The 26063-nt window shown below is 40.9% G+C and carries 22 protein-coding genes; 2 read left to right on the plus strand and 20 right to left on the minus strand.

All coding sequences use genetic code 11. The features are described from left to right. Positions 1–61 precede the first annotated feature (61 nt). From ACQKNS_RS00465 to ACQKNS_RS00510, 10 genes are all read right to left on the minus strand, one after another. A complete protein-coding gene (locus tag ACQKNS_RS00465) occupies positions 62–1063 on the minus strand; it encodes an NlpC/P60 family protein (RefSeq protein ID WP_427640639.1) in 1002 nt (333 codons plus the stop codon). 25 nt (positions 1064–1088) lie between these two features. After that, a complete protein-coding gene (locus ACQKNS_RS00470) occupies positions 1089–2171 on the minus strand; it encodes a dipeptide epimerase (RefSeq protein ID WP_427640640.1) in 1083 nt (360 codons plus the stop codon). A gap of 15 nt (positions 2172–2186) precedes the next feature. Next, positions 2187–3347, minus strand: a complete 1161-nt coding sequence (locus tag ACQKNS_RS00475) for a DUF819 domain-containing protein (RefSeq protein WP_427640642.1) — start codon at positions 3345–3347, stop codon at positions 2187–2189. Between the two features lie 160 nt (positions 3348–3507). After that, positions 3508–3825, minus strand: a complete 318-nt coding sequence (locus tag ACQKNS_RS00480) for a DUF3870 domain-containing protein (RefSeq protein WP_427640643.1) — start codon at positions 3823–3825, stop codon at positions 3508–3510. 318 nt (positions 3826–4143) lie between these two features. Continuing rightward, positions 4144–5010, minus strand: a complete 867-nt coding sequence (locus ACQKNS_RS00485; protein WP_427640644.1) for a carbon-nitrogen hydrolase family protein — start codon at positions 5008–5010, stop codon at positions 4144–4146. Between the two features lie 47 nt (positions 5011–5057). After that, positions 5058–6542, minus strand: coding sequence for a sodium:solute symporter family protein (locus ACQKNS_RS00490; protein WP_427640645.1), 1485 nt, complete (start codon positions 6540–6542; stop codon positions 5058–5060). Then, positions 6539–6739, minus strand: coding sequence for a DUF3311 domain-containing protein (locus ACQKNS_RS00495; protein WP_053534973.1), 201 nt, complete (start codon positions 6737–6739; stop codon positions 6539–6541). The genes ACQKNS_RS00490 and ACQKNS_RS00495 overlap by 4 nt, the downstream gene beginning before the upstream one ends. Positions 6740–6874: 135 nt before the next feature. After that, entirely contained in the window at positions 6875–8107 is a 1233-nt protein-coding gene (locus ACQKNS_RS00500; RefSeq protein ID WP_427640646.1) for a Zn-dependent hydrolase, read from the minus strand. A 96-nt stretch (positions 8108–8203) separates the two neighbouring features. After that, positions 8204–9823 carry an amidohydrolase gene (locus ACQKNS_RS00505; RefSeq protein ID WP_427640647.1) on the minus strand — a complete coding sequence of 540 codons (1620 nt, stop codon included), beginning with the start codon at positions 9821–9823 and terminating at the stop codon, positions 8204–8206. A gap of 322 nt (positions 9824–10145) precedes the next feature. After that, positions 10146–11030 (minus strand): hypothetical protein, encoded by an 885-nt coding sequence (locus tag ACQKNS_RS00510; protein WP_427640648.1) that lies wholly within the window; start codon positions 11028–11030, stop codon positions 10146–10148. A 190-nt stretch (positions 11031–11220) separates the two neighbouring features. Between ACQKNS_RS00510 and ACQKNS_RS00515 the strand changes: the two genes are divergently transcribed. Further along, complete coding sequence (locus tag ACQKNS_RS00515; protein WP_427640650.1) at positions 11221–11952, plus strand: hypothetical protein; 732 nt, start codon at positions 11221–11223, stop codon at positions 11950–11952. Positions 11953–12056: 104 nt separating this feature from the next. On the opposite strand, the gene ACQKNS_RS00520 is transcribed toward ACQKNS_RS00515, so the two are convergent. From ACQKNS_RS00520 to ACQKNS_RS00565, 10 genes are all read right to left on the minus strand, one after another. Further along, complete coding sequence (locus tag ACQKNS_RS00520) at positions 12057–13334, minus strand: MFS transporter (protein ID WP_427640651.1); 1278 nt, start codon at positions 13332–13334, stop codon at positions 12057–12059. 38 nt (positions 13335–13372) lie between these two features. Then, the gene (locus ACQKNS_RS00525; RefSeq protein ID WP_427640652.1) at positions 13373–14848 is read right to left on the minus strand and encodes an aldehyde dehydrogenase family protein; all 1476 of its coding nucleotides are present in this window, start codon (positions 14846–14848) and stop codon (positions 13373–13375) included. A gap of 54 nt (positions 14849–14902) precedes the next feature. Next, the gene (locus tag ACQKNS_RS00530) at positions 14903–16036 is read right to left on the minus strand and encodes an acyl-CoA dehydrogenase family protein (RefSeq protein WP_427640653.1); all 1134 of its coding nucleotides are present in this window, start codon (positions 16034–16036) and stop codon (positions 14903–14905) included. A gap of 21 nt (positions 16037–16057) precedes the next feature. After that, positions 16058–17254 carry an acyl-CoA dehydrogenase family protein gene (locus ACQKNS_RS00535; protein WP_427640655.1) on the minus strand — a complete coding sequence of 399 codons (1197 nt, stop codon included), beginning with the start codon at positions 17252–17254 and terminating at the stop codon, positions 16058–16060. Positions 17255–17292: 38 nt separating this feature from the next. Further along, the gene (locus ACQKNS_RS00540; RefSeq protein WP_427640656.1) at positions 17293–17709 is read right to left on the minus strand and encodes a Zn-ribbon domain-containing OB-fold protein; all 417 of its coding nucleotides are present in this window, start codon (positions 17707–17709) and stop codon (positions 17293–17295) included. A gap of 11 nt (positions 17710–17720) precedes the next feature. Beyond that, positions 17721–18884 carry a thiolase C-terminal domain-containing protein gene (locus ACQKNS_RS00545; protein WP_427640657.1) on the minus strand — a complete coding sequence of 388 codons (1164 nt, stop codon included), beginning with the start codon at positions 18882–18884 and terminating at the stop codon, positions 17721–17723. Positions 18885–18898: 14 nt separating this feature from the next. Further along, positions 18899–19315, minus strand: coding sequence for a MaoC/PaaZ C-terminal domain-containing protein (locus ACQKNS_RS00550; protein WP_427640659.1), 417 nt, complete (start codon positions 19313–19315; stop codon positions 18899–18901). Between the two features lie 73 nt (positions 19316–19388). Next, positions 19389–19847, minus strand: coding sequence for a MaoC family dehydratase N-terminal domain-containing protein (locus ACQKNS_RS00555; RefSeq protein ID WP_427640660.1), 459 nt, complete (start codon positions 19845–19847; stop codon positions 19389–19391). Between the two features lie 7 nt (positions 19848–19854). After that, positions 19855–22038 (minus strand): acetate--CoA ligase family protein, encoded by a 2184-nt coding sequence (locus ACQKNS_RS00560; protein WP_427640661.1) that lies wholly within the window; start codon positions 22036–22038, stop codon positions 19855–19857. 342 nt (positions 22039–22380) lie between these two features. Beyond that, complete coding sequence (locus ACQKNS_RS00565) at positions 22381–24444, minus strand: helix-turn-helix domain-containing protein (protein ID WP_427640662.1); 2064 nt, start codon at positions 24442–24444, stop codon at positions 22381–22383. A 494-nt stretch (positions 24445–24938) separates the two neighbouring features. On the opposite strand from ACQKNS_RS00565, the gene rocF reads away from it, so the two are divergent. After that, positions 24939–25892, plus strand: coding sequence for an arginase (rocF, locus tag ACQKNS_RS00570; protein WP_427640663.1), 954 nt, complete (start codon positions 24939–24941; stop codon positions 25890–25892). Positions 25893–26063: the final 171 nt, after the last annotated feature.

Raw genomic sequence — 26063 nt, forward strand, 5'->3', positions numbered from 1 at the left:
CGATAGACTGAGAGAATATGAAAAAAGCTTAAGAGCCTTGGGCTCTTAAGCTTTTTAAGCATCAATCAATATATCTTCTTGCTCCGGCATATTCCTCTCCGTATCCCGATGTTTTTATTTCATCTATCCTTACATGTGTTGAGCTGTTAGGCGAATGGATCATTTTGCCGTCACCGATATACATGCCGACATGATGGACCCTTCCTTTCCCTTTATCATAGGCAAAAAATAGTAAGTCCCCTGGTTGAAGATTTTCTTGTTCCACCTTTTTTCCATGTTGCGCCTGAATGGAAGAGTCCCTTGGAATTGTTATTCCATTAGCATGGTACATTGTATAGGTAAATCCAAAACAGTCAAATCCAAAACCGGACATTCCAGCCCATAGGTAAGGAAGACTTAAAAACTCTTTTCCTGATTCAACGATGTCCATTCCGGTTGGAGCAGGTATTTGATTTTCATTTTGATAGACTGACACGTCTTGCTTTTCTATCCATTTTGCTCCATTACTCGGTGTCATTACCTTCACTTTATCTTTTTTCACCTGCAATAGCGGAAGGCGGGTATTGAAGCTGACCTCCATGAATTTGGACCGATTTTTCGAATCCGAATAAAGCCAAGTCTTCGGGGCCTTTACAAGGGCAAAACCTCGTTTAAATTGCTTTTCAAAAGAATTTCCGGCTTTTAATTGTGCCTTTGGCATCCATCCTGGATAACCAATATCATTTCGGGGCGTCGGTTGATTGGCAACGGCTACTTTCACCCATTCACCCCGATCTTCAAGAATTGTCACTTTAGATCCATATAAAGCTTGTGTTTCCAGGTTACCTACAAGCCACAGCTTGTCTTCATAATTCATAGAGCCGATCCAGGCATCCAAATCAACGGGATTCGATGCAGAAGGAGCATCGATATCCCTTAATAATCCCGGCTCAGTCCAAAGAGTTGCCACGGCTACATCTACATAGGCGATTCTCTCTTTCTCTCTTGAACTAGCTTCATTGGGACTGAATACTAAAATACCAATAGCAAATAAAGATAGCACCACAACGGTTAACCTTTTCAAAATACTCACCCTTTCGAGATTGTTTTTATTGAGTTAAAGAGGATTTCCTCTTGACTCCTGATCCAGGTTTATCGGAAATGAAAAGTTGATCTTTTAAAAACTGAATGCCTTCAAATGGTTCATCCTTAATCCATAAGGGGGCATCTAAATCAATCTTCGTTATATTTGGATGGGCAGTTGCCAGATGAGCAGCGGCCGCTACACTAACGGATGATTCCATCATACTCCCAATCATGCATTCCACTCCGGCTACTTCTGCCATATCGGCGATTTGGAGCGCACGTCGAATTCCGCCTGTTTTCATTAATTTAATATTAAGGAAATCAACAGCATGCTCATTCAGGATTCTCATGGCATCACGAGGGGAAAACAAACTTTCGTCGGCCATGATCGGCACTTGTACAGACCTTTTTATTTCTTTCAAACCTTCGATATCGTGGGCTTGCACGGGCTGTTCCACCAAATCAATGTTTAGCTTTCTTTCCTCGAATTGATGAATGATGGAAATCGCTTGTTTTGTTGTCCACCCTTGATTTGCGTCAATCCTGATCATAACCTGGTCGCCAACAGCAGCACGAATGCATGCAACCCGCTCCACGTCACTCTTCCAATCTTTCCCCAGTTTTACCTTCATCGTAGAGAATCCATCATCGATAAGGGACAATGCCGCCTTTGCCATTTCTTCGGGGTCATCAACGCTGATGGTCATATCATTTTTCAGTACATTAGATTCACCGCCAAGATATTGATATAATGGAAGCTGCCATCGTTTGCTGACTGCGTCGTACAAAGCGATTTCAACAGCTGCTTTTGCACTTGTGTTACCTACACAGGATCGTTGGATCAGCTGAGACAATGCATTGATATTCTCGATGTCACGTCCAATTAGATGTGGGGTGATTACCTCTTCAATGACCGTCATGATTCCTTTTGTAGAATCACCCGTTATGGCAATCGTAGGGGCTGCAGCCCCCAAACCTTCCGTTCCATCCTCCAATTTTACGGAAACCATGATGTTTTCAATTTCCATTGCGGTGCGTAATGCAGTTTTAAATGGCTTAACAAGTGGCAAGGTTTCCACTGATACTTGTAAACTTTCAATCTTCATATTAACAACCCTTCCTTAAAAGCTTGAGAGTATATATGATGTAAGAATTCCAAAATAGGTGCCCAGAAGACTGCCAAGTACAGCCATCAATATCCCGACCGGTATTAGCGCCCGGTTGAATGCACCTGCCAATATAGGTGCTGATGCCACACCCCCTATATTGGCCAATGAGGCAACTCCCATTGTAAATAGATCCAACTTAAAGATTTTGGCCAAAATGACCATGATCAATCCATGAAAGAATAGAATCATAAATCCGGATATAATATACACTGGTGCTTGAAACAGCTGTGAAAAATCGGCATGGGAAGCAATTAAACCAATGACTATATAAAGCATGACTTTGGAAATTTCCATGGAACCGGCAATACGTCCAACCTTCGTGACAGCCGGAATTAATCCTACGGTCGAAGCGATGATGATCGTCCATGTGGTTCCATTCACAGCTGCACCAAGTACCGGCAGCTTATCCCCAATTTTGGTTGCCCCTGCTGAAACAATTAATGCCAGCGCCAAGAAACCGATCAATTCCACGAATCCAAATTCCGTCTTGGCGGTTTCCCCCGCTTCAAGCTCGGAAGTCATTTGATCAATGAAAGATGTATCCGCTTTAGTCCAAATATTGAATTTTCCAGCAAGAGGCACCAGCCAAAACAAGAACATGACCCAAATGGAATAATTGACTGTATCCATGATCAACGCATAGCCAAAAATATTTTCAGGCACATCGAGTATGCCCTGCAAGATCACCATATTGGCAGATCCTCCTGTCCAGCTTGCGCTCAAAGCCGAGAATGCCTTCCAAGTTCCTTCCGCATAAAAGCCATGCATTAAAACGTAAGTAAGAGTGAACCCTCCAATGATGCTGAATGAAGCCGCAAAAAAAGTTAAAAGCATCTTTGGTCCAAGCCTTATGATTTTCCGCATATCGCATTGCAAAAGCATAAGCATCAACATGGCAGGCAGCAGAAGCCCCCGTATGGTGCTATATGCACTTTCGACTGACTCGCTATCTGAAAAGACCCCGAATGTTTTCATCAGTGCCGCTCCAATATAAATAAGGACAATACCTGGAACATACTTGAAGAACTTTCCTCCTATCTTTTTTTCCACAACCGCAATCAAGGCAGTAAATGCCAATAAAAAGCAGACAAACATCACACCATCTTGAATCATATTCCATACCTCCTTAAATTTTATAGCAATATGCAATTTCCATTTTACTCACACTCATCAATGAATTTTTGCATGCACTACATAGAAAAATCCAGCTGCCAAAGAGCGCCTACGCACTCTTTAACAGCTGGATTTCAATTGCGACTGACAAAAGAAGCAGCTATAACTTATAAAGTTGCTGATATTTGATGCTGGCATTTCTTAGGGCGACGGTCAGTGCTTTCTGAGATGAACCAAAGTACCGTTGCTCAATTTCTTTCTCCAATTCATCTGGCCGAAGAATAGATTTATCAACTAACATGGAATGAATGAAGCGTGAAGTAATCGATATCGTAGTCGAGCATTCCGCATCCACTATGTCATGCGTATCACGATCAATGACGATCCCGATAAAAAAGCAGTTGAATTGCTGTGTAATTGGATTATTGGACGCCGCCTTCGATTCGCCAACTATATATACTGTATTCTGTTGATACATAATTGTTGTGCCTCCTGCCATTACAGACATCATAACAGGTATAAATAGGGTGACTATCTATATTATTACAATATGGAATGGTTATATATATATTAATATATATAGTAAACATTTGACAATATATTTTGTATATTTAGTCAATTCTCGATTCCTTCGGCAAGAGAATAGATAAGTTCTATAACTATTACGCCGGAAAAATCACAAAGAATATCTAGGAATTGTTAAAGAACACGTTTCAGGGGTCATTTTATGATCTCCCCACTCACTTTATTGGACCTTCACATTCATCATTCGGACTATGTTTCGGGATTCAACACATTATTTCAGCCCTTCATAAGGCTCATATTTCGCATACATATCCTTTCGGCGATTACGATCTTTGAAAGTGGTCGCCGCACCATTCTTTCGGTTCTCATATAGTTCGTCCAGATCGACCGTACCGGAAATGATTGTATGTTCATTCATTTCCGCCTCTGCTACTACTCCATTTGCTGGCCAAGCGCTGTCACAGGGGCTAAGTATACTGGCGCGGCCGTATCCGTTCGGCAACGGTGTCCCTGGTTCACCAACAGTGGGGCAATGAACAAAATATACCTGATTCTCGATTGCACGTGCATGTGCGCAATGGCGAACCCGCCAAAAACCAGCCTCTGTAAATGTGTATGATGGGCAAAAAATGATGTCGGCCCCTTTCACTGATAATATCCTTGAGATTTCAGGTATTTCCGCTTCATAACATACCGCTATTCCTATCTTAACCGGACCTACGGAGTAAACTTCCAAATCATCACCTTCAGAAGTATGCCAATTCGCTTCAGCAGGAAAGATATGAGTTTTTTTATGCTCAACGACCGATCCGTCTTTATCAAAAATGTAGGCAATATTGAAGTATTCATTTTCCCGGCGTACCAGATGCGTACCCGCAATGATGACCTGCTTTCTCTTTTTTGAAAGTGTACTAAAAAGCTCTTTGTATTGATTGGTATATTCATCAATCCTGATAACGGACGAAGCATCTTGTTCTCCAAATGCCGCTGATAACCCGAGGGTTAACAGTTCAGGAAAAATGATATAATCCGAGTTTTCGGGAACTTGGGTGATCAAGTCTTCTATTTGTTCCTGAAATTCATTGAAATTTGACACTTTTTCTACTCGAAATTGACAAGCCGTTATTTTTATTTTCACAAAAGCCCTCCCAAATCATCTTCTTATTCCATTAGCCCTAAAAGAAATTAGGATATCTTGTCCAGATCATTTATTTCGGTCTGTTGCATAGAGATATGTTTAGTCAGTGCACTTAAAACGAATGTTACTAGAATATTAAACAACAAAGCTATGACGCCTGTACTGATATCATTAATTACATGTGGGATATCCGGCAGGAATGTAGCAACCTTCACATCTGCAATTGTCGCATATAAAACAATCAGGACGCCTGCCAAAATCCCTGCCATTGCACCATACTTATTGATTATGTTGGTTTTTGGTAAACTGCAAAACAAGGAAGGAGCCAGTTGTGTAATTAAACTGTATGACATGATATTCAAGATGGCCAAAGCCTCGCCGCCTGTTACCGTTACAAATAAGGCAATGATCGAGATACCGATGATGATGATCCTGGAGACAATCAACTGATGCGTTTCAGTCGCAGCAGGGACGAGAACTTTGTAAAAGCTATTTGTCAGACCTACCGATGCAGCCATAAGCATGACTGAAGCCGGTACTAGGGCCGTCAATAAACCTGCAGCTCCGATAACCCCTATCACCCAAGGATCGAATGTTTGAATCGCCAGCCTTAAGAGTGAGAGATCCCCATCAGCCCCTTGCAAACCCGGGATTTCCATGATGGCAGTAAATCCGATGAAAAATACGAATAGCAGTAACAATGTGTATAAGGGTAACGCAATCGCATTTTTTCGAAGGGTCCTTTCCCCATTGGACGATAAAACGACCATGAATGTTTGTGGCAGCAAATAAAATCCTAGTGCATTGAGCAAAACGGTGGACACAAACCAGGATTGGCTCAATCCCTGATCCGCCAAAACCAACATTTCCGGTTTAGCAGCTTGCACGGTCTCGAACATTGGCTGTATGCCTCCGAAGTAATGAAACGGAATGTAAATGCCTAAAAAGATAACGACTACCAAGATCATGAAATCTTTAAGTATGGCTGTCCATGCTGATCCATGAATGCCTGAAATCATTACATAGGTAGTTACGACAACAGCACCGATCACGCTTGCAGCAACTGGAGAAATCGCTCCATAAGATGCTTCAGAAACAATGATACCTAATCCTTTGAGCTGTATGACTATATACGGCACGAGGGCTAAGCTTCCCAATACAGCAACGATCATCCCCATTGATCTGCTCTTATATTTAGATGCAAAATACTCTGGTTGAGAGATGATGGAATGGCGTTTTGAATATCTCCATATTTTAGGGACGAGCCAATACGATAGGACGTAGGCTAAGAAAATATAGGCGGGAACATAATAAGCAGCGGCACCCTTCGAGTAAGCCCACCCACTTCCGCCCAGGAATGTAAAAGTTGTATAAATTTCACCTGCTATCAAGAGAAAAATGAAGAATGTACCGAAGCCCCTGCCCCCTACGGCAAATTGCTCCATGTCCATATCCTTCCCATTTCTTGCTTTTATCCCTAAATAAAGTGCCAGGACCAAGAAGATGGCAATGATGAGTAATGATAAATTCATTCAGACTCACTTCCTTTATTATCAGGATCGAACTTATAGACAATCATTAAGATGATCGACGCCATGACCATCCAAAATGCAACCCAAAATAACAAAAAAGGCATCCCCAATATGTACGGTTCTATTTTATTTGCATAGGGCAATAAACCTAAGAACCCTATAAATGGAACAAAAAGCAATAGCTTAATGGCATCCAAATTATACCCTCCCCTAATTAGGTTCCTAACATGGATGTATCCCCATCAGTCAAGCCTGTTTCAAACTAAACTGATGGTTTGATAGCATCCGTGGCTTACTGTCATTAGCTGCTTTCAACCAACCGTATATGCCCCTTAAACAGACTGGATGGCAAGGACCGTTTCCAATATTACATTGACGCCTTTTTCACAATCTTCCCATGTAGTCAGTTCCTCTTCACAATGACTTTTACCGTTGATGCTTGGAACGAAAACCATGGCAGTCGGTATATAACTGGCTATAAACTGGGCATCATGTCCTGCACCGCTTACCATTCTTTTATAGGGTAGACCTAATGTATGGCTCGATTGCTCTAGCAAATTGCAAATGGACTTGTCAAACCAAACGGTATCCCTGTCCCATAATTTTTTCACTTGGATGTCGCAGCCGCCTTCTGAACCTGTAGTTGTAAGGCTTTCAATGATTTCCTCCACCTTTTCGATGACTTTGGAATCTTTATGTCTCGCTTCTAGCGAAAAAACCACTTTATTAGGGATAACCGTATGGATATTAGGAAACACGTTTACCCTTCCCATCGTATAAACCAAATCGTCATCAAGCATGCCTAGCTTCTGACGAGCTTCCATAATCAAGCTATTCGCTGTGAAGAAAGCATCTTTTCTCATATTCATCGGGGTTGTTCCGGCATGATCGGATTCTCCTGTAACTTCTATCTCATAGCACACCATACCAAGGACACATTCTACGACACCGATCGTTAGTGATTCACGTTCAAGAATCGGCCCTTGTTCAATATGCAATTCTAGAAATGCAGTCGCTTCTTTTAAACGATTCTCTTTATGTCCTGCGTATCCAATGGCATTCAAAGCACTTTCGAAAGTCGTTCCGTCACTATCTGTTTTTTGCAGCATGATGGATTTTTCGAATTTACCTGAAAGAACTCCCGAAGACATCATGGAAGGTTCGAATCTGGCTCCTTCTTCGTTCGTAAAATTGACAATCATTACAGGAATATTAGGTTGGATATTATTTTCAACCAGAGTCCGCACGACCTCCAGGCCTGCAGCTACACCCAAGATTCCATCAAATCGCCCGCCTTTTTTTACAGTATCCATATGTGATCCCATCACAATAGGCGGTTTGTTTCCAAGTCCCGCTAATGTAGCGTAAATATTCCCCATATCATCAAGCTTAATGGTCATACCCAATTCTTTACAGCAAGCGCAAAAGTAATCACGGACTAATCGGTCTTCTTCGGAAAGGGATAGCCGTGTGACTCCATTGTTTTCTGTCCTTCCAAAATCAGCAAATTTCTCGAGCGTACGACTCAGCCTCTCACCATTAATTAATAATTTTTGCTTTTTCATAGCGAATATCCTCCTTTTTGATAAACTGCCAAATCTTACATACGTTCGCTAAAATGAAAGTGAAGGTATTGTTGTTTTAGAATGGTTACGCTAGATTTATATTTCTACTAATGTTTCCCTATGATAAAGAATCTCCCCATTCAAGACCGTTGACTCAACTTTCAACTCCTTGATATTTTGGAAATCCACTTTCAATATACTATCATTCAATACGACTAAATCGGCCAGCTTGCCTGCCTCCAGGCTGCCTTTGACATCTTCATCGAAACTCGCAAACGCGCCATTCCATGTGTATAGTTTTATCGCTTCCAATACGCTAATAGATTGATACGGACCTATTTTCGTACCTGACCTGCTTGTTCTATTAACAGCAACGTGTATGCCTAATAAAGGGTCGTGATCAGTTACGGGAGCATCGGAACCTCCTGCGGCCAAGATGCCATTATCAATATAATCACGGGCGGCGTACATGTGGTTGACCCTATTGCCGTAGTGTTCAATATATATATCACCGAATTCATAAGGAAATGGGGGGTTGGGGATTGGGATGACTCCAAGTTCTTTCATCCTCATTTGTAAATCTGGCGAAGATATTCCAGCATGCTCGATCCTATGTCTATGATTTTTTCTGGGCGATTCATTCAAAGCCTTTTCCACGCAATTTAAATACATCTCTATCGCTTTGTCGCCTTGGGCATGGACTGTGATCTGATAGCCTTTTTTATGTGCCTGACCTAATACTTGATAGATCTCCTCTTCTTTATAATAAAGAATGCCAAAATTGCCAGGATCACTCGAATAAGGCTCACGGGTAGCGATTGTCGGACCGGTACTGCTGCCATCCGTAAACAATTTAGCTGGTCCGATTTTGAATCTTTCGTCCCCAGTTCCGGTTATGACTCCCGAATCCACCATTTTATTAACAAATTCATGAGAATTATTCAATGAACCGACCATCGCATAGATACGGACACGAATATCGTTATTTTTTATGGCCTGCTGCATTAAACGGAAACTTTCAGGGCCATGAGCACCAGCTTCATGAATGCTTGTTATGCCTGCTGCGATGAAATGTTCCGACGCTATTTTCACTGCTTTCAACAGTTCACTTTCTGAATAACTTGCTCTGTCGGCCATTATCATATTTGCTGTTTCAATGAGTTTGCCTGTAATCCTCCCCGTCCTATCCTTTTCAATGATCCCTCCAGTTGGATTCTCTGAGTTGTCATCAATTCGGGCAAGCGCTAACGCCCTGCTATTCACTACGCTTATATGGCTGCATGTACGGGTTACCATGATGGGATGTTCTGTTGAAATAGCATCCAACTCCTCTCTAGTTGGATAACGTTTTTCTCTCACGGCGGTCTCATTAAAGCCCCAGGCGCGAATCCATTCACCTTTAGGGATCGTCGAAGCTTTTTTCTTGAGATCGATCAATAAATCTTCTACAGATTTGATATGTTCAGCTTTACAACTTACAGCCAGTTGATTGACTCCGTACAATATAAGATGAATATGAGAATCAATAAACCCGGGAAGTAATGACTTTCCCTGCAAATCAATCACATTTGTTTCTTCACCGATAAATGCCTTGATTTCATGATTCGTACCGACTGCCGAAATACGATTACCTCTAATCGCCAGGGCTTCTGCGACTTCATTTTTTTGATTTACGGTTATGACCTCGCCGTTTATGAACACGATATCAGCTTTCAAACAACACACCCCTTCCTTATTGTTTCACCTCTATTAGCATTTCCTCTTCCGTTTCGTCTCCCGTTTTCACTTATCGGAATATTCTGTTTTCAACAGATTCATTATATCCACACCAGATTTTGAAATCATTAGACAAATAGTCAAAAATTTCTTCGTTTTTTTATACCTTTTATATAATAATGTCATATTCCCCATGATTCGCTGATCCAGTTCCCTTTAATCACGCAAAATGCATTGATCATGTTCCTAAGGGGTCTATAACCAATCAAAAAAGGGATAGGTATAGCTGTTGATATGCTTCCCTATCCCGCCTTTCATTTTTTTACATTCCATTCAATCTTCCGATAATGCCAATGGTCAAATACTGTTTGTTTGCATTAAAATCCCATGTCCAGTAGCGAAGGCTTAATTCGCTTTTATCTACATTTTCAATAAACGTTTTTATCCCAATCAATGCTGCCCCATATCCCACGTTCGAGGCCAATGCAAAAATGGCATTCATTCCTTCATTAATTGTATCCATATACTCAGGTTCGATTTTTAAGATATCAGTCCATGTAATACAGAATCCATTTTGCTTGGTGCATTTAGAAATTGAGTGATTCATTTTACGTACGATTTCATCCCTTAAATCTAAAATTCCATTTTTAATCTCTTCTGTTTCTTTTTTCTGATATTGGTGTTCATAATCAGAAAACAGTTCCTTCGCCCAATTATAAAATAGTTGGGTATAAATGGCGGATGTTGCCACGATATCAAAATCATTATAATAATTAGCAAAAACACTTTCAGAAAGCTGACCTAACCGATTCTCGGTTTCCTTTAAATATTGAATAATCCCCTTTGCCGTTTCACCACGATCCAGCATGGAAGATAGGTGTTGATCAAAATCCACTTTATCAAGCCCTGTTGCATCGATTTCAACAAGTTGAATTTTCTTCCTGGTCCGTTCAGGCAAATTAGCTGTACCCTTTTCCATACTTTCCATATCAATATCAAATAAATATATGGATTTGCACTTAGCCGCCAGATACTCTAAATCCAAATCATCGCAATTGCCTGCCCCGACGATAGCCACTTTATCTGCGAACGCTTTTTTCAAAAAAACGGCATCGAATAGCCCTGTAACTTGTAGACGATGCTGCTGCCACCGCAACTTTCTGTATTCATCCCGATTATGATTCATTTTTCTTTGATAGATTTCCATGTCAATCTCTCCCTTTAGGGTACTAACCATTTATTAATTGTAACAAAGTATCCCGATATTTTGGAGGAAGGCAATATAGATTTCGCACAGGGAAATGATCGGCTCAAATTCCATGGTAAAATGAGCGATAATAATGTTAGAATAATATGGTAATTATTAATAAGTAGCAGAGATTACAGGAGGGTTTTCCTTGAGCAAAACAAAAAAGATTCTACTTGCTTTACTAGGTATTTTTTCAATCACTGTCGCTGGGGTGGTGATACTTGTGTTTTCATTCACACAGAGTATGAAAGCAGATCCCGCTGAAGAAAAGAAGGTCCGTAATCAAGCTGAACGATATTTAGAGAAAACTTTTGAAGATGGAACCGAAATATATGATGTCCTATACGACAATATGGGAAACCGGGGCTATTTTGAATACGCTGCTAAAGTTAAACACGAAAAATATGATACTCAATTTCTAGTTTTCTTTAATGATGAAACAGGGGAAATGGAGGATACATTCATATCTGATAAATGGCAAGATGATGCAGAAAAAGAAATCAGGCCTTATGTTGAAAAAGAACTTGGTGAAGTATTGATTTCCAAGGAAATGGGAGATATTGCAGAGAGTGATGAGTGGAAGGAGATTCAGGAAAAAATAGGCGATCATAATCAATTACTCTTGGTCTTTGATGAGGAGATCGGGAAAGAATTGAAGATTGACCCGAATAAACCAGCCAGCTATAAAGATTACGAAGTGTCGCCAACCATTCGGATTACCCTTTCACGTAAGAAACAGGACGCCGATGAAGGCCGCTTTACCAAAATTATCAATGCCCTAATAAAAGATGGCGTTCTTAAACATGGAAATATGATTGTAGAATATATTAGTACCAATGGTGTGCCACTTGAAGATGAGGAATGGAATAAAAAGTTTTAAAACAGTTTAACAGAATGGTAAAGAGCGGCATTCCAGCCTGCCGCTCTTTACCATTTTTGTTTTCGGGAAACAAGCCCATCAATATATTTTCTTTCTCTAGCAGTCTATACTATTTTTTGGTCGGGAATATTTTTGATTTTGCTGATTGTCTTTTTTTTCATCCCATTTGCCGTTAGTACGCATACCATGCTGAAGATGAATAAACAAAGGAAAAAGATCCAAGCTGCACGATAGCTTTCTGTCAAATCATAAATGAAACCCGAAACGATCACTCCAAATGAGCCTGCTGCCACAAAAAAAACTTGCACAATGCCAAAGATGGAGCCGAAGTCTTTCTTTCCAAAGATATCATTTGTCATGAAGGGAGGCCCTAGGGTGGATATCACAATGCTAAAGCCAAAGGCGATGGCGAATAGGAAAGCGAATGCATGTGTTTTCGCTAACAATAGTGCTGCCATTGCGATCGTCATGCAAACTCCTACATAAATGGCACCTCCTGCCGTACCGAACTTATCCAATACAGCTCCTAAAATCAATTTCCCTACCGTATTTGCCAAAGATAGTATTCCAAAAATGGTTCCAGCAAAGATGGCTGGATGCCCTATATCGATCAGGTATGCCGGAATATGCATTTGCACCCCGCCTGCAACCAAAGCAAAACAAACGATTCCAAGGACGAAAACCCAAAACATTGCCGTCTTCTTTGCTTCTCCCATCGTTAAGCCATTCTGTTCAGATTCCACATTAGATTCGGCCATTTCCATTTTGTCAGAGCCCAGTGGAGCAAGCCCCTTTTCTGCAGGACTTTTCTTTGCAAATAGTAAAACCAAGGGTAATGTTAAGACAATTATCAGTATCCCTGCTATTACGTAGGCCGTTCTCCAACCGTAATTTGAGATTAATTTTGTAATGATCGGACTTAGTACCGCTGCCCCGATCCCCGATCCCGCAAATGCCAAACCCATGGCCTTTCCTTTTTTCTCATAAAACCAATTGGTTAACATGATTGATATGGGAATATTGGAAAAGCCTGCAACACAAATGCCAATTACAAAGCCGATGATACAAAAATATACAGCTGAATTGGCAAGTGAGTATGACATGAATCCTGCTCCGGCCATTACTACACAAATTGACATGATCAATTTCATGTTCCCTTTAGCGAGTAGTTTACCCATGATTGGAGAAGCAACAGCCACTCCAAGACCAGCAATGGAAAGTGCTATGGAAAAAGTGGTTCTGCTAATTCCTAAATCTTCTGTAACCGGGACCATGAACAAACTGTGCAGGGAATTTATTATCGAGAAACCGACGAACATTATGAAAAAGCCACACAATACCACATACCATCCATAAAAAATGCCATTAGAATCTTGTGCCATTTACATAACCCCCAGTCGACTATTTCCAGTGAATCCCCTCATCCTATTTCCATATAGATGGTCTTCTCACGGGTATATTCAAGAATGGTATCCGTTCCGAATCCACTGCTTTTTTGGCCTCCGAATGGGAGTTCAGGTCCCACCCTGCGAAACAAGTTCACCCACACATTACCCGATTCCAGTTTGCGGACCATCCGATGTGCCCGATCCAAATTCGAGGTCCATACTCCAGCTCCTAAACCATAATCACTGTCATTAGCTATGGTGACGGCTTCCTCTTCCGTATCAAAGGGGATAACGGTCGCTACCGGACCGAAGATTTCTTCTTGACAGATACGGAGGGAATTACTATGGACCTTGATCAGTGTCGGCTCAACCCAATATCCATCAGCTAATTCAGGTTCATCAGGTAAAAGACTAACACCTCCATGCCGGCCACCGATGATGATTTCCCCTCCTTCCTTTTCACCTAATTCTATATATGAGAGGACTTTTTCATATTGAGCAGCGTTAGCGATCGGTCCCATTGAAGTGGCTGGATTCATTGGATCACCCAGGTGAATTTGCTGTTCTATCACTTCTTTCATCCTAATGATCATTTCATCGAATATGGACCTTTGAATCAGAATCCTCGATCCCCCTACACATAGTTGGCCTGCGTTGCCGCTAAATATCCCATATTTCGTCACCCCTTGTGCTGCTTTTTCAAGATTAGCATCCGCAAAGACAATGTTTGGCGATTTCCCACCAAGCTCCAAAATCATGGGCTTAGGATTTCGTGCAGTCGATTGTGCTATCGCCCTTGCCGTTCCACCAGAACCGGTCAAACTGATCTTGTTCACTTTTGGATGTCTTACTAGAGTATCTCCCACTTCCGCCCCGGTTCCTGATACGACATTCAGGATTCCTGGCGGGAGGATTTCATTAATCAGGTCCCCGTATCTTAATGATGCGATAGAAGCCAATTCAGATGGTTTGATAATGACTGCATTTCCTGCTGCAATTGCATAAGCCGCTTTAATGGTAAACGTGAAAAGCGGTGAGTTCCATGGAAGGATTCCTACTACTACACCTAAAGGTTCCCTCAATGAGTAGCCTACACTTGAGGGTCCCAATTGAACAGTATCTCCCTTACTCCCAATAGCTGTAGCACCTGCTGCATCATACCAAATGCTTGCTAAGCTAGGAATGAGGCCGTGGCTCGTTTCCCTGATCACCCAACCATTGTCTCTTGATTCCAACTCAGCTAGCTCTTCACCATGCTTTACGACTAAGTCACCTATTTTCCTCAGGTAAGCTGCCCTGTCCATGGCTGGCCTCGTAGCCCAATCGTCAAAAGCACTTCGGGCTGCTTCTACCGCCGCTTCAGCATCTTGTGCCATACTGCAAGGAATGGTCGCCCAAACTCTGCCTGTTGACGGATCGAAGCTCTCGATCCGCTTTCCGGAAGAAGAGGGAACCAGATTGCCATTAATCATATTCTGAAACTCTTTCACTTTATATGATATTTCCAATATTCATCTCCACCTTTCGTCTTAGCAAAACATGAACGTAACCCTTCTACTTTTCTACCAAGCTAATGCCGTAGCTGCCTGTTTGTAAAATTGTTCAGTACTTCCTAAATAATTCTCATAAAATCTGGCACGTTTAACAAAAAGGTGGCAATCAATTTCTTCTGTAAACCCGATTCCGCCATGAATCTGAATATTGTCTGATGAAATACGTACGAATGCTTTCGTGGCAAATATTCGTGCGCAGGAAATGGCTTGAACACGATCTTCTGCACCGCTTTCCAAAGCCCAGTTAGCATAATAAGCTAAAGATCTTGCTGTTTCGAGATCCAGTTTCATATCTACGATTCTATGTTTAATCGCTTGGAATCTTCCTATGGGCTGACCAAATTGTTCACGGATCTTCGCATACTCTGCTGCCATCTCTACCACTTTCTCCATACACCCGACAATTACTGCTGAGAGAGCTGCATTGAAATATAGTAACCCTTCTTGAAGGGCATCCCAACCTTGATGCATGGATCCAAGTACCTGATCCATGGGAATTTCAACATCATTGAAAGCCAAAGCTGCCAAATGCCGGGTTTCATCAATGTTTTTCTGGCATTTCGTAATATTCATTTCATTTCGATTGACGATAAGTAGTGTGATCCCATCCTTTCGTTTACCTTTGCCAGTGCGGACCAATACTATATAATGATCAGCCAACTCTGCATCGGGAACCATTGTTTTCACTCCACTCAATATCAGCTGACCGTTTAGGGATTTCGCCTCCATGTTAATGTCAGAAGGATTGTAACTTCCACCTGGTTCTAACCAAGCTAGCGAGAATGTTTTTGTACCAGCCGCAATTTCTGCTAAATACCTATCTTTTTGTTCTTCCGTACCGAATTTCTCTATTAATGGCACAGCCAGTGCATTTGTTTCTAAAAATAAACCCGGCAATAAAGAACGGCCGGTTTCTTCAAGTACAGGTATTAAATCAAGAGGACCTAAACCCATTCCCCCGTGATCTTCCGAAATATTAATACTTGTACATCCTAGTTCGGCAAGCCCGGATAATAAGGTGCTTAGAGATCCAGTTTCACCCTCTATGTAGGCGCGGGCCGTTTTAGTTTCACCAGCACCATCTAAATATTTCCGGACATAACCACGAAACATTTCTTGTTCTTGATTTAAAGAAAAATCCACCTTAATTACCCCCTTTTCATCTTAACGTCCCATATCTTTCGGTAAACCTAGAATCCTTTCCCCAATCGTGTTCTTTTGTATTTCGCTCGTTCCACCTCCAATTGTTTGTCCAAAAGAATAAAGATAATTATCCTGCCAATATGAGTTGGATGAGATGGCATCTTCTTTCCACAGAACACCCTTATGTCCCTGTAATGAAATAGATTGGGACAGCAGCTCTTTAGTAAGTTCACTTACCATCAATTTATCCATAGAACCTTCTGCACCTGGATGACCGTTTTTTAATGTCTTTGTCAGATTCCGATAATAGTTCAAAAGTGAACCGCGCGTGCGAGTATATAAATCTACCATTGTATGACGAACAAGCGGATTGTCCATCAACGGCTTATCATCTTCTTTCAATTCTTTAGCTAAGGCTACAAGTTCCTTGAATTGCTGCTCCAATGTAAAAACTTGCGCTCCGATTCCCGTTCTTTCATGCATAAGCAATGCAATCGTAACCTTCCAGCCTTCATCTACTTCCCCAACTATTTCGGCATCGTATGCAGTCGCATCATTCAGATAGACTTCATTAAAATCATGCTGACCATCCATTTGAATGATGGGCCTAGTTTCCACCCCCGGCTGATTCATATCTAAAAGGAATACCGTTATCCCTTTATGTTTTTTATCGAAACGATTCGTCCGAGCCAGTAAAAAGCATCGGTCAGCTAAGTGGCCAAAGCTAGTCCAAACCTTCTGACCGTTAATGATCCACCGATCACCGTCCTTTACTGCGCTAGTTTGAATGGCAGATAAATCAGACCCGGCATTCGGTTCGGAATATCCTTGACACCATACTTCCTCACCTGTAAGAATTTTTTGGATATATTTTGCTTTTTGCTCGTCCGTTCCAATCTGCATAAGAGTGGGGCCCACCATATGGATGCCCACATAATTCACAAGTGCCGGAGCCTTTACTCTAACCATTTCCTGTTGATAAACTATTTCCTCCATCAACGTCGCTTCCCGACCGCCGTATTTTTCGGGCCAAGCAATCGCTGCCCAGCCGCCTTCATATAATTTCCTTTGCCAATTCCTCAGGAAAACGGCATACTCACCTTCATCTTTAGAAACATTATTGGTTCCTTCAATCCAACCTTCAGGTAAATTCGCTTCAAGCCACGCTCTCAATTCAAGACGGAATTCTTCTTCTTTGGTTGTAAACGAAAAATCCATAGATTACTTTCCTCCTTTAATGCTTGCAAAATACACTTCTATAACTGAACCCATTGCGGCATTGACCGTTCATCCGTAATTTCCTTCCAAACCATCTTTACTGGCATGCCCATTTGTATTTCTTCTGGTGAGCAATGCAGAATATTTCCGATTAACTTGACCTGGGGCAACCTGTCTAATTCGACTATGGCAATTACTAGCGGTAAATCATCCTGGAATCCAGGTAAAAAGGGGCGGTAGGAAACGATATATGAATAGACTTTACCGTTAATATCACTGCCTTGGCTTTCCCAGCCAAGTTCAGAACTGCCACATTTTGCACAGCTCGGACCTGGAGGATGGGAATATTGATGACAGCAATTGCATATTTGAAGAATCAGTTCATGACGATCTGCACCATCCCAATATGGGCTATTGTCCTGTGTTTTAAGCGGAATTGGTTTTTGATATTCCATTTTGTTCCCTCCTAATTTCTTAAAATCATGGCCCCCGCCATATCGGGTCCAGCCCAACCAGTACAGATTCCGATTTCACAATCTTTCACTTGACGATCGGTTCCTTTGTATTCGTGGCGAACTTGACGAACGATTTCCAAAACGTTATTCATTCCATGTGTATATCCTTCAGATAGCATTCCGCCTGCGGTATTCGAAGGTAATTCCCCACCGATTCGCAGGTTTCCTTCGGCTACAAAGTTACCGACCTCTCCACGTGGAGCAAATCCATAAGCTTCCAACTGCCGAAGTACAACCCAGCTATAACAGTCATATATGGATGCAACATCGATATCTTCAGGTTTAACTCCAGCCATTTTATATACTTCAGGCGCGACATAGTCTGCAGCCACTTCAGTTAAATCATTCCAATAATGTGCGTGGGACACACACTGCCTAGCAGATAGACCCATGATAAATACCGGTCTGGACTTGCATCCTTCAGCACGTTCTGCTGTAGTGACAATGATTGCATTTGCTTCATCCGATTCCAGGCAGAAATCATGTTTTTTAAATGGATAGCTTAAATATGGCGTTTTAAGATATTCTTCCATCGTCAGTGGTTTACCGTAGAAGTATGCTTTAGGATTCCTTTGAGCATGTTCGTAAAAAGCTAAACAGACATGCCCTAGATGTTCCTGGGTCAGCCCGGTTTCATGCATATGTCGCGTTGCAAATAGTCCGAACCACTGAGCCGGACCGCCAGCGCCGTAAGGAATGATGAAGCTTCCGCCTTCTATGGCTGTTTGAAGCATATTCACATCCCAGCCGCCTCCGCCCATCCGTACTCCTGAGCGTCCATTCATGGAACGATAAATCAACACCGTATTCAATTGGCCTGATTCGATTAAGCCAACAGCGTCAGCTATCAACATTTCAGTACTGCTTCCCCCGCCCAGAATATCCTTAACATATTGGGGACGGACCCCTAAATAAGTTGCTAATTGATGAGATGTACAAGAATCGTTTTCTGAATAACTCATGAACCCATCGATATCTTTCGCTTTTAGCCCAGCATCATTCAATGCAGCTCGAGCAGCGTCCAATGCCAAATGTAACGGGGTTGTACCGGAATTCTTAGAACGCTCACTTTCGCCTACACCGACAATGGCATAGCGATTTTTAATGCTTTCCATACTAAAAACCTCCCTTATTGAATCCGTAAAACGACTTCACCTGAACCCACAACTTGCTCTGGTTCCTTTTCTGCAATAAGGTCCAGTCTTACAAAGCGTTGACCTCTTTTTTCATACAAACTTTTAACGAAAGCAGAACACGTGATTCGATCTCCTGGTACTGTTACGGCACCAAATCTCATTTTAAAGTTTGCCGGTGCAGCATGTTCACCAGCCAGTTGCATTACATATTCACCAAGAAAGCCCATTACCAGCATTCCATGTGCAATCACACCCTGCATGCCAATCTCTTGTGCGAATGCATCATCTGTATGTAATGGATTAAAATCCCCTGAAGCTCCGGCATATTTAACAAGTTGTACCTTGGTTACAGGTGTCTTGATGAGAGGTTCAAGTCTTTGACCTTCATGTAAACTTTCATATTTCAACATCTCTGATTCCTCCTGCTTGCAGTTTGCTAGAAATTAATATTGATACTTTAAATTTATAACTATCAGCATTTTTTCAAAGAGAAGCATGATCGCTCCTGATGGGCCGATAAATGATATTTGTTCGGCTTATGACCACCATTTCACCTGACTCATCCTTCATTTCTGTATCAAGTACCAAGAACTGCATCGTTCCTTTTCTTCCTTCCCGTTCGTATACATTTGAGACTTTCATCCGACAATGTAACCTATCACCAGGTCTAATGGGGCGGGAATAAATAAACTCCTGCTCACCATGAAGCATTCTCCTTTGTTCGAGGCCCAGGTCAAGACTTTCGCCACTATCCTGACCAATGGCAATCGGGAAGGTCGGCGGAGCTATAATGCCTCCATATGAAGTTCTTGCAGCATATTCTTCATCCACATATAAGGGATTAAAATCACCAATCGCCTCAGCAAATTGTCGGATATGCCTCTTTTCGACTTCAACTATAAATTCAGCTCCCGTTAAACCGTTCAAATGATCAAGTTCCATTTGCTTTCTACCCCCTAATAACGGTATTTTCATTCACATTATTTTTTACGACAATCATGGCATCAGCGGCTTTGATTCCGGTTTCATATACCATCAAAGGATTAATATCCAATTCGTCGATGGAATCTTTATAATCTGTAACTAGAGCGGAAACCTTTAATAACACATCAATGATGGCCTCGATATCAACAGAGGCTTTCCCGCGTGCTCCCTTTAAAATGTCCTTCCCCTTGATTTCTTCAATCATTTCAAGTGCATCCTGTCTTGACAGCGGAGCGATCCTGAACGAAATATCTTTGTAAATCTCAACAAATATTCCCCCTAGACCAAACATGATAACCTGTCCAAATACGGGATCATAACTTGCACCAACAATGATTTCCACTCCATCAGGTAACATTTCCTGAACGGAAATGCCATTTATTGTAGCCTCAGGGTTATAATTCACTGCATTCCGCTTAATATCTCTGAAAGCTTTCCTGACTTCAAGGTCAGTACTTAGATTCAATCGAATCGCATCCGCTTCCGTCTTATGTGGTATATCCGGCGAATCAACCTTTAACACAACCGGATAACCGATACTGTTAGCGAATTGTACAGCATCGTTTTCATTTTTAGCTATAACACGCTTCGTGGTAGCAATCCGATATCGTTCCAAAACAATACTTGCTTCGAATTCACTTAATGTAGTACCCGGCTTCAGCAAGTCCTGCAAGCTTTGTTTCTCCATTTTCTTTTTACTGTCAGAAACTTGAACTGCTTGATTTTTTCGATAATATTCACTGTATTCAACTAGTTTCGCCAGCCCTCTTATCGGATTAAGGTTTCCCGGAATCACTGGTATGCCATTTTTCATGAGCTCATCGGTACAAGGCGGGAGTGTCATGCCATCTAATGGAAATGTGGTAATGCATACAAATTTATCTGAGCATCTGCAAATTTCAATAAACTCTTGAAGCAAAGGATGCTCGGCAGTCCAATTAAAAGGAAACTCAGTAAAAATGATGTTATCGACATCCGGATCTTCTACAAGTGCCCGCAATGGTGCAAGGAATAACTCAGGATTGGAAACAGAAGCAGCCGCTGTTAGATCCACCGGATTGGAAGCGCTTGCATATTCAGGTAAATTACGTTTGATTTCTGTTATTGTCTTTAAGCTGAGTGGATTGATGGTAAGCCCGTATGATTCACAGCGATCCGCTTCATTTATCCCCCTCCCGCCAGAACTAGTGATGATTACCGTATTGCGTCCATTTGGAAGCTTCTTTGATAGGAATAGCTTTGAAAAGGATATGATATCTTCATAATCGTCGGCCCTTACGATGCCAGATTGTTTAAAAAAGGCATCATATACCTGATCCGAACCCGCAAGAGATCCTGTATGAGAAGCAGCCGCTCTGCTTCCGGCCTTGCTCCTACCGGTTTTCATGACAATCATGGGCTTGTTTCTATCCAATGCTTCCCTAGCAAGGCTTCGTAATTTATCCGGGTTTTTAGCACCCTCCAAGTAGCCGCTTATCACATTTGTTTTTGAATCATGAACCATATATTCAATTACATCCGAGAATTCAGTTTCCATTTCATTTCCTACACTCACGAAGTAATTGAAACTCAATCCATTCTGAGCTGCTGCCATATAGGTCAAAACACCAAATGCACCGCTTTGGGAGACATAGCCGACCCCTCTATGGTCATTTAATGGCACTGATAGGATGGCAGGGGAAAAAGTACCAATCAAACCATTCGACAAATTCACTAATCCAACACAGTTGGGACCCACTATCCGTATTCCATTCTTTCTTGCAATATCTGTTAGCAATTCCTGTTGCTTAATGCCTTCCATACCTGTTTCGGAAAAACCAGCAGCAAAAATGATGGCTGCTTTCACTTTCTTTTGTGCACATTCCTCTAATCCTTGCTGCACCTGGTTCGCCCCAAGGCAAAAAATGGCTAAATCAACTTCATTCGGGACATCTGACAAAGATTCATAGCACTTTATTCCTTCAATCTCTTTTGCTTTGCGATTGATCGGGTATATTTCCCCATTAAAATGACCATCCAAAAGGGCTTTGACCTGTAAATTCCCGATTTTGTATTCACTCTTGGAGGCACCTAGGATGGCGATGGATCTTGGATTGAATAACGGCTCAAGAGTTTCATGAGAATTGTTTGAATGTTGATTTTCTATCATGAATCTTCCCCCCTACATATAAAAAGATATCTTTGAACCCATCTTACATGGAGGGCGTTAATATTCTGAAAATCATGGTTTGTTAAATTCATTTAAAACATTAGGCAGTTAATTATTGTTAAAAGACGAAAATCCACATATTACACCAGGGTCAAAAGAATGGAATGAAAAATATGTGTTCTTGATGACCCCGACTTCTTACAGTGATAGCCCCGACATTGGAACAAGATAAACGCCCATGTTTTTTGTGTATACGGCAACACAAACAGGGGTATTCTTAAAATCCGGTTATCACAACACAAAAAAACCCCCCTCCTTATATGGGAAAAGGGTTTAATTTGTTTAAGATCCATTAATATGTTCCTGTTTTTCAAGCCATTTCTTCATTTTCGTTTGAATTTTATAGGATGGAATTTTCATTCCTCTCTCAATGTTACTGACATATGGCGCTGATATCTCCAGTTCTTCTGCTAATTGATATAAAGAGAGGTTGAGTTTTTTTCTTGTAATTCTTATCCGCTCACCAATATGTTCACTGCTCGTTAGATTAGCAGGGGCTTGCTTTGAAAGCCTATTTCCAGTGTGAGATTTTTGTTTTTTTTCTATAGAACGATATTGCTCCTTTATGATATCAGGCGGTTCTATTAATATCATCGAATTCAGCCAAATACTGGCCCAGCCTTTATAATCGGCTATGGATTCATCCCATTTTTCATAATGCCATGATGCGATTACGCCATCATCCAGTAAAACATCCAACGCTTTCTCGAAACGTTCCCTAGTACGGGATGGTGTACGGGCATTTAATTTTGCACCGATCGATTCCAATAAGGTACTAGTTTTATTCGGCTGTAAAAAGTCTCCTTTTCTTGCTTGGGTCCTCCAGCGCCAGCTTAAATATCTTGTAAGCCTTTTTTCCCAAAGTTGCTTATATGGATTATATTGAAGTGCTTTTATCGAAAGAAGGGCGACCTGTCTCGCAGAACCATTAAGATACTTAGCGAAAACCTTATCTATCGTGAACGTTATCTTTTTCCTGCAAGCTTCTTCAGATATATCATATTCCACACCAGCACGATCCTTAAAGATAAACGTCCTTCCTTGTAGCTTTGTCTGAACAGGCTTACCTTTATCATAGATGGTAGCTTTGTTAATGTTGATCCAGATGCTTTGTATATTTGTAAGCGATTTCAAAATTTGTTCACGCTGTTTAGCTTCGTAACCACCACGACGCCCGAATCCGCCAAGTTTTGGCTTTAATCCTCTTAGTGAAAGGAGGTCATTTAAATAAATTTCCACTGTTTCCTCATTATGAGCGGCCTTTGACAGGAAAAGGCTGCAAAGAGCATCAAAAACATCCACATCCACATCAGATAAAGAGTGGAATCGGTTCCAAGCTTCTTTTACATCCGTATGCTCAAAGGTTGTTTGATCGTTCCGAAAAGGGAGTATTTGTATGGAACCTTCCGTATTCCCCTTTAATATTGGTGTTGCAGGCCAAGGGTCGTTTCCGATGATTTCGAATTTTTTTTTATAAATTGCATCTCTAACCGACTGATATGGAGCACTATTCATTACAAGCAAATGATTTTGGACGGTAAAGTTGAAAGCAAAATCCCTCATCGTGGATAATAGTAAATCCGATGGTTGAAAGTCCCTCTTAAAACATAGTAGGTTTTCTATCTTTTCTATCGTATTGTTTTCGATATTAAATTCAGTCATGATCTTATCGATCCACTTTTTAATATACTCATTAACGATATCTGTTACTTTCGATAAAAATTCAGTGTTTTCAGTAAAATGTTTTGTGAGATGACTGTAAAATAACTTATTTAATGCTTGATCATCAAGTCTTTCCATTTCTTTAAAGCCTATTGTTAAGGCTATTTCCTCTAGGATCCATTCTTTTACCAGCAGTCTAAACCAGCTGTAAAAATCCTCCCAAACCGATTTCTCAGCCAAAAAGGTTTCATTTTTTAATTTTTTTTCCATTTGGTAAATCGAATCTTCCATTAAGTGTTTATCTTTTAAAATAGCATGATTTTTTGTAGAAATCCTTTCGTATTCTCTTAATAGATAGAATACGACATGTTGGGCAATATGTGATAATGTTTCGTTTCTCGCCGTTAACCTCAGCTTGGCAAATAGCTCTTCGTTCTCTTTATATGCATGTTCCCAAATAACGAAACTTTTGTTATTCAATCCTTCTTTAAAGGTTAGAAACCCTTTCGAATCTTTTAACTTGTGTGAGTTGAATTTATTATTGAAATCATGATGTTGGTTGTTTTGCTCATATATGCAAAGAACCAAAAAATTATTTATTTTGCTTGACAAGCGATTTGACTCAAGTCTTTGATTCTTTAAGTTCGGTTCCATTTTTCCACTATGTCTATCATTGCTATTCAACATGAATACCTCCCAATACAAACTGCTAAATACATAGTACTCAGTGTATTAGATGAAAAAAATTCGTGAAATTCTTTTAAGCTACTAAAATTTTTTTTGTCTTTTTTTATATATTCCATATAAAAATGAAAAATCCTTCCATGCATTTCATGTGAAACCGCCCTTTTTTTATGAATAAATGTAACTAGCAAAAAATACCTAATTCCTTCCGAATCACCCCTAGGAAAGATTCAGATCGGGAGCGCTACCACTTTCATCCTTGAGATGAAAATCTCACCAAACTCCAGATATAATGGGATCCAAACCACTTTCCTCATTAACCAACATACCCTGCATGGTAATGATTAAATGCTCATGAATAATTAATTGTAGGAAATTTAACCCAAGACTTTTACCCTTTTTTCAATCGTATAAATATTCAAAAAAATGTCTAGTTGAGTCATCCATCCTTTTACCCTTATACTAGGGAAGAAAAATCGAAGGAGGAATTACACATGAAGAAAGAAATTTCAATTATTGGTGTTCCAATGGATCTTGGTCAAACTAGAAGAGGAGTGGATATGGGGCCTAGTGCCATAAGATATGCAGGATTGAGCGAAAGACTAGAAAACATTGGCTATACTGTCCGTGATGAAGGTGATATTAAAGTAGAAATACAGGAAAGAGCACAAAGTGATATCGACACAAATTTAAAGAATCTGCAGGACGTTGCGGAAGGTAATGAAAAATTGAGTCAAAAAGTGGATGAAGTCATCCAATCCAATCGGTTTCCTTTAGTATTAGGCGGGGATCACAGTATAGCAATCGGGACATTAGCCGGTTTAGCGAAGCATTCTGAAAACTTAGGGGTAATATGGTATGATGCACATGGAGATTTAAACACTGCCGAAACTTCTCCATCAGGAAACATACATGGTATGTCCCTAGCAGTAAGTTTGGGTCTTGGCCACCCTGCACTGACTAACATTGGCGGATATTCTCCAAAGGTCAAACCAGAAAATATTGTCATTATTGGTGCCCGTTCTTTAGACCAAGGTGAGAAAGAGTTAATCAGGGAAAAAGGAATTAAAGTCTATACGATGCATGAGATTGATAGAATGGGTATGACAAAAGTGATGGAAGAATCGATTGCCTATCTGAAGGAACGTACGGATCTTGTTCATTTATCACTTGATCTTGATGGTCTTGATCCAGATGATGCTCCAGGGGTCGGAACGCCTGTAATGGGAGGTATTAGTTACCGTGAAAGCCATCTTGCCATGGAAATGCTAGCTGAAGCTAATATCATTACATCAGCAGAGTTTGTTGAGATAAACCCAATATTGGACGAGCATAACAAAACGGCTGAAGTTGCTGTCGCATTAATGGGATCATTGCTTGGGGAAAAATTACTTTTTGGCGCGGAAGACCAATTTAATACTGCTGATTTACTGGTTGATGTTAAATAGTCGACATCTTTTTAGATAACTGGTATTGTAAGAACTTATGAGAGATTTCGTTAAATAGATGGCCCAGTGGAAATAGCCCCTACTTCAACAGGGTGCTTGTTTCCCATTGAAGGATGGTCCACTTGAATCCATTCATCCCTAGTTTCCTGACGCTTGGCTTCCTTTTCTTTA

Source organism: Peribacillus sp. NPDC094092, assembly GCF_050279365.1.
Classification (GTDB): Bacteria; Bacillota; Bacilli; order Bacillales; family DSM-1321; genus Peribacillus.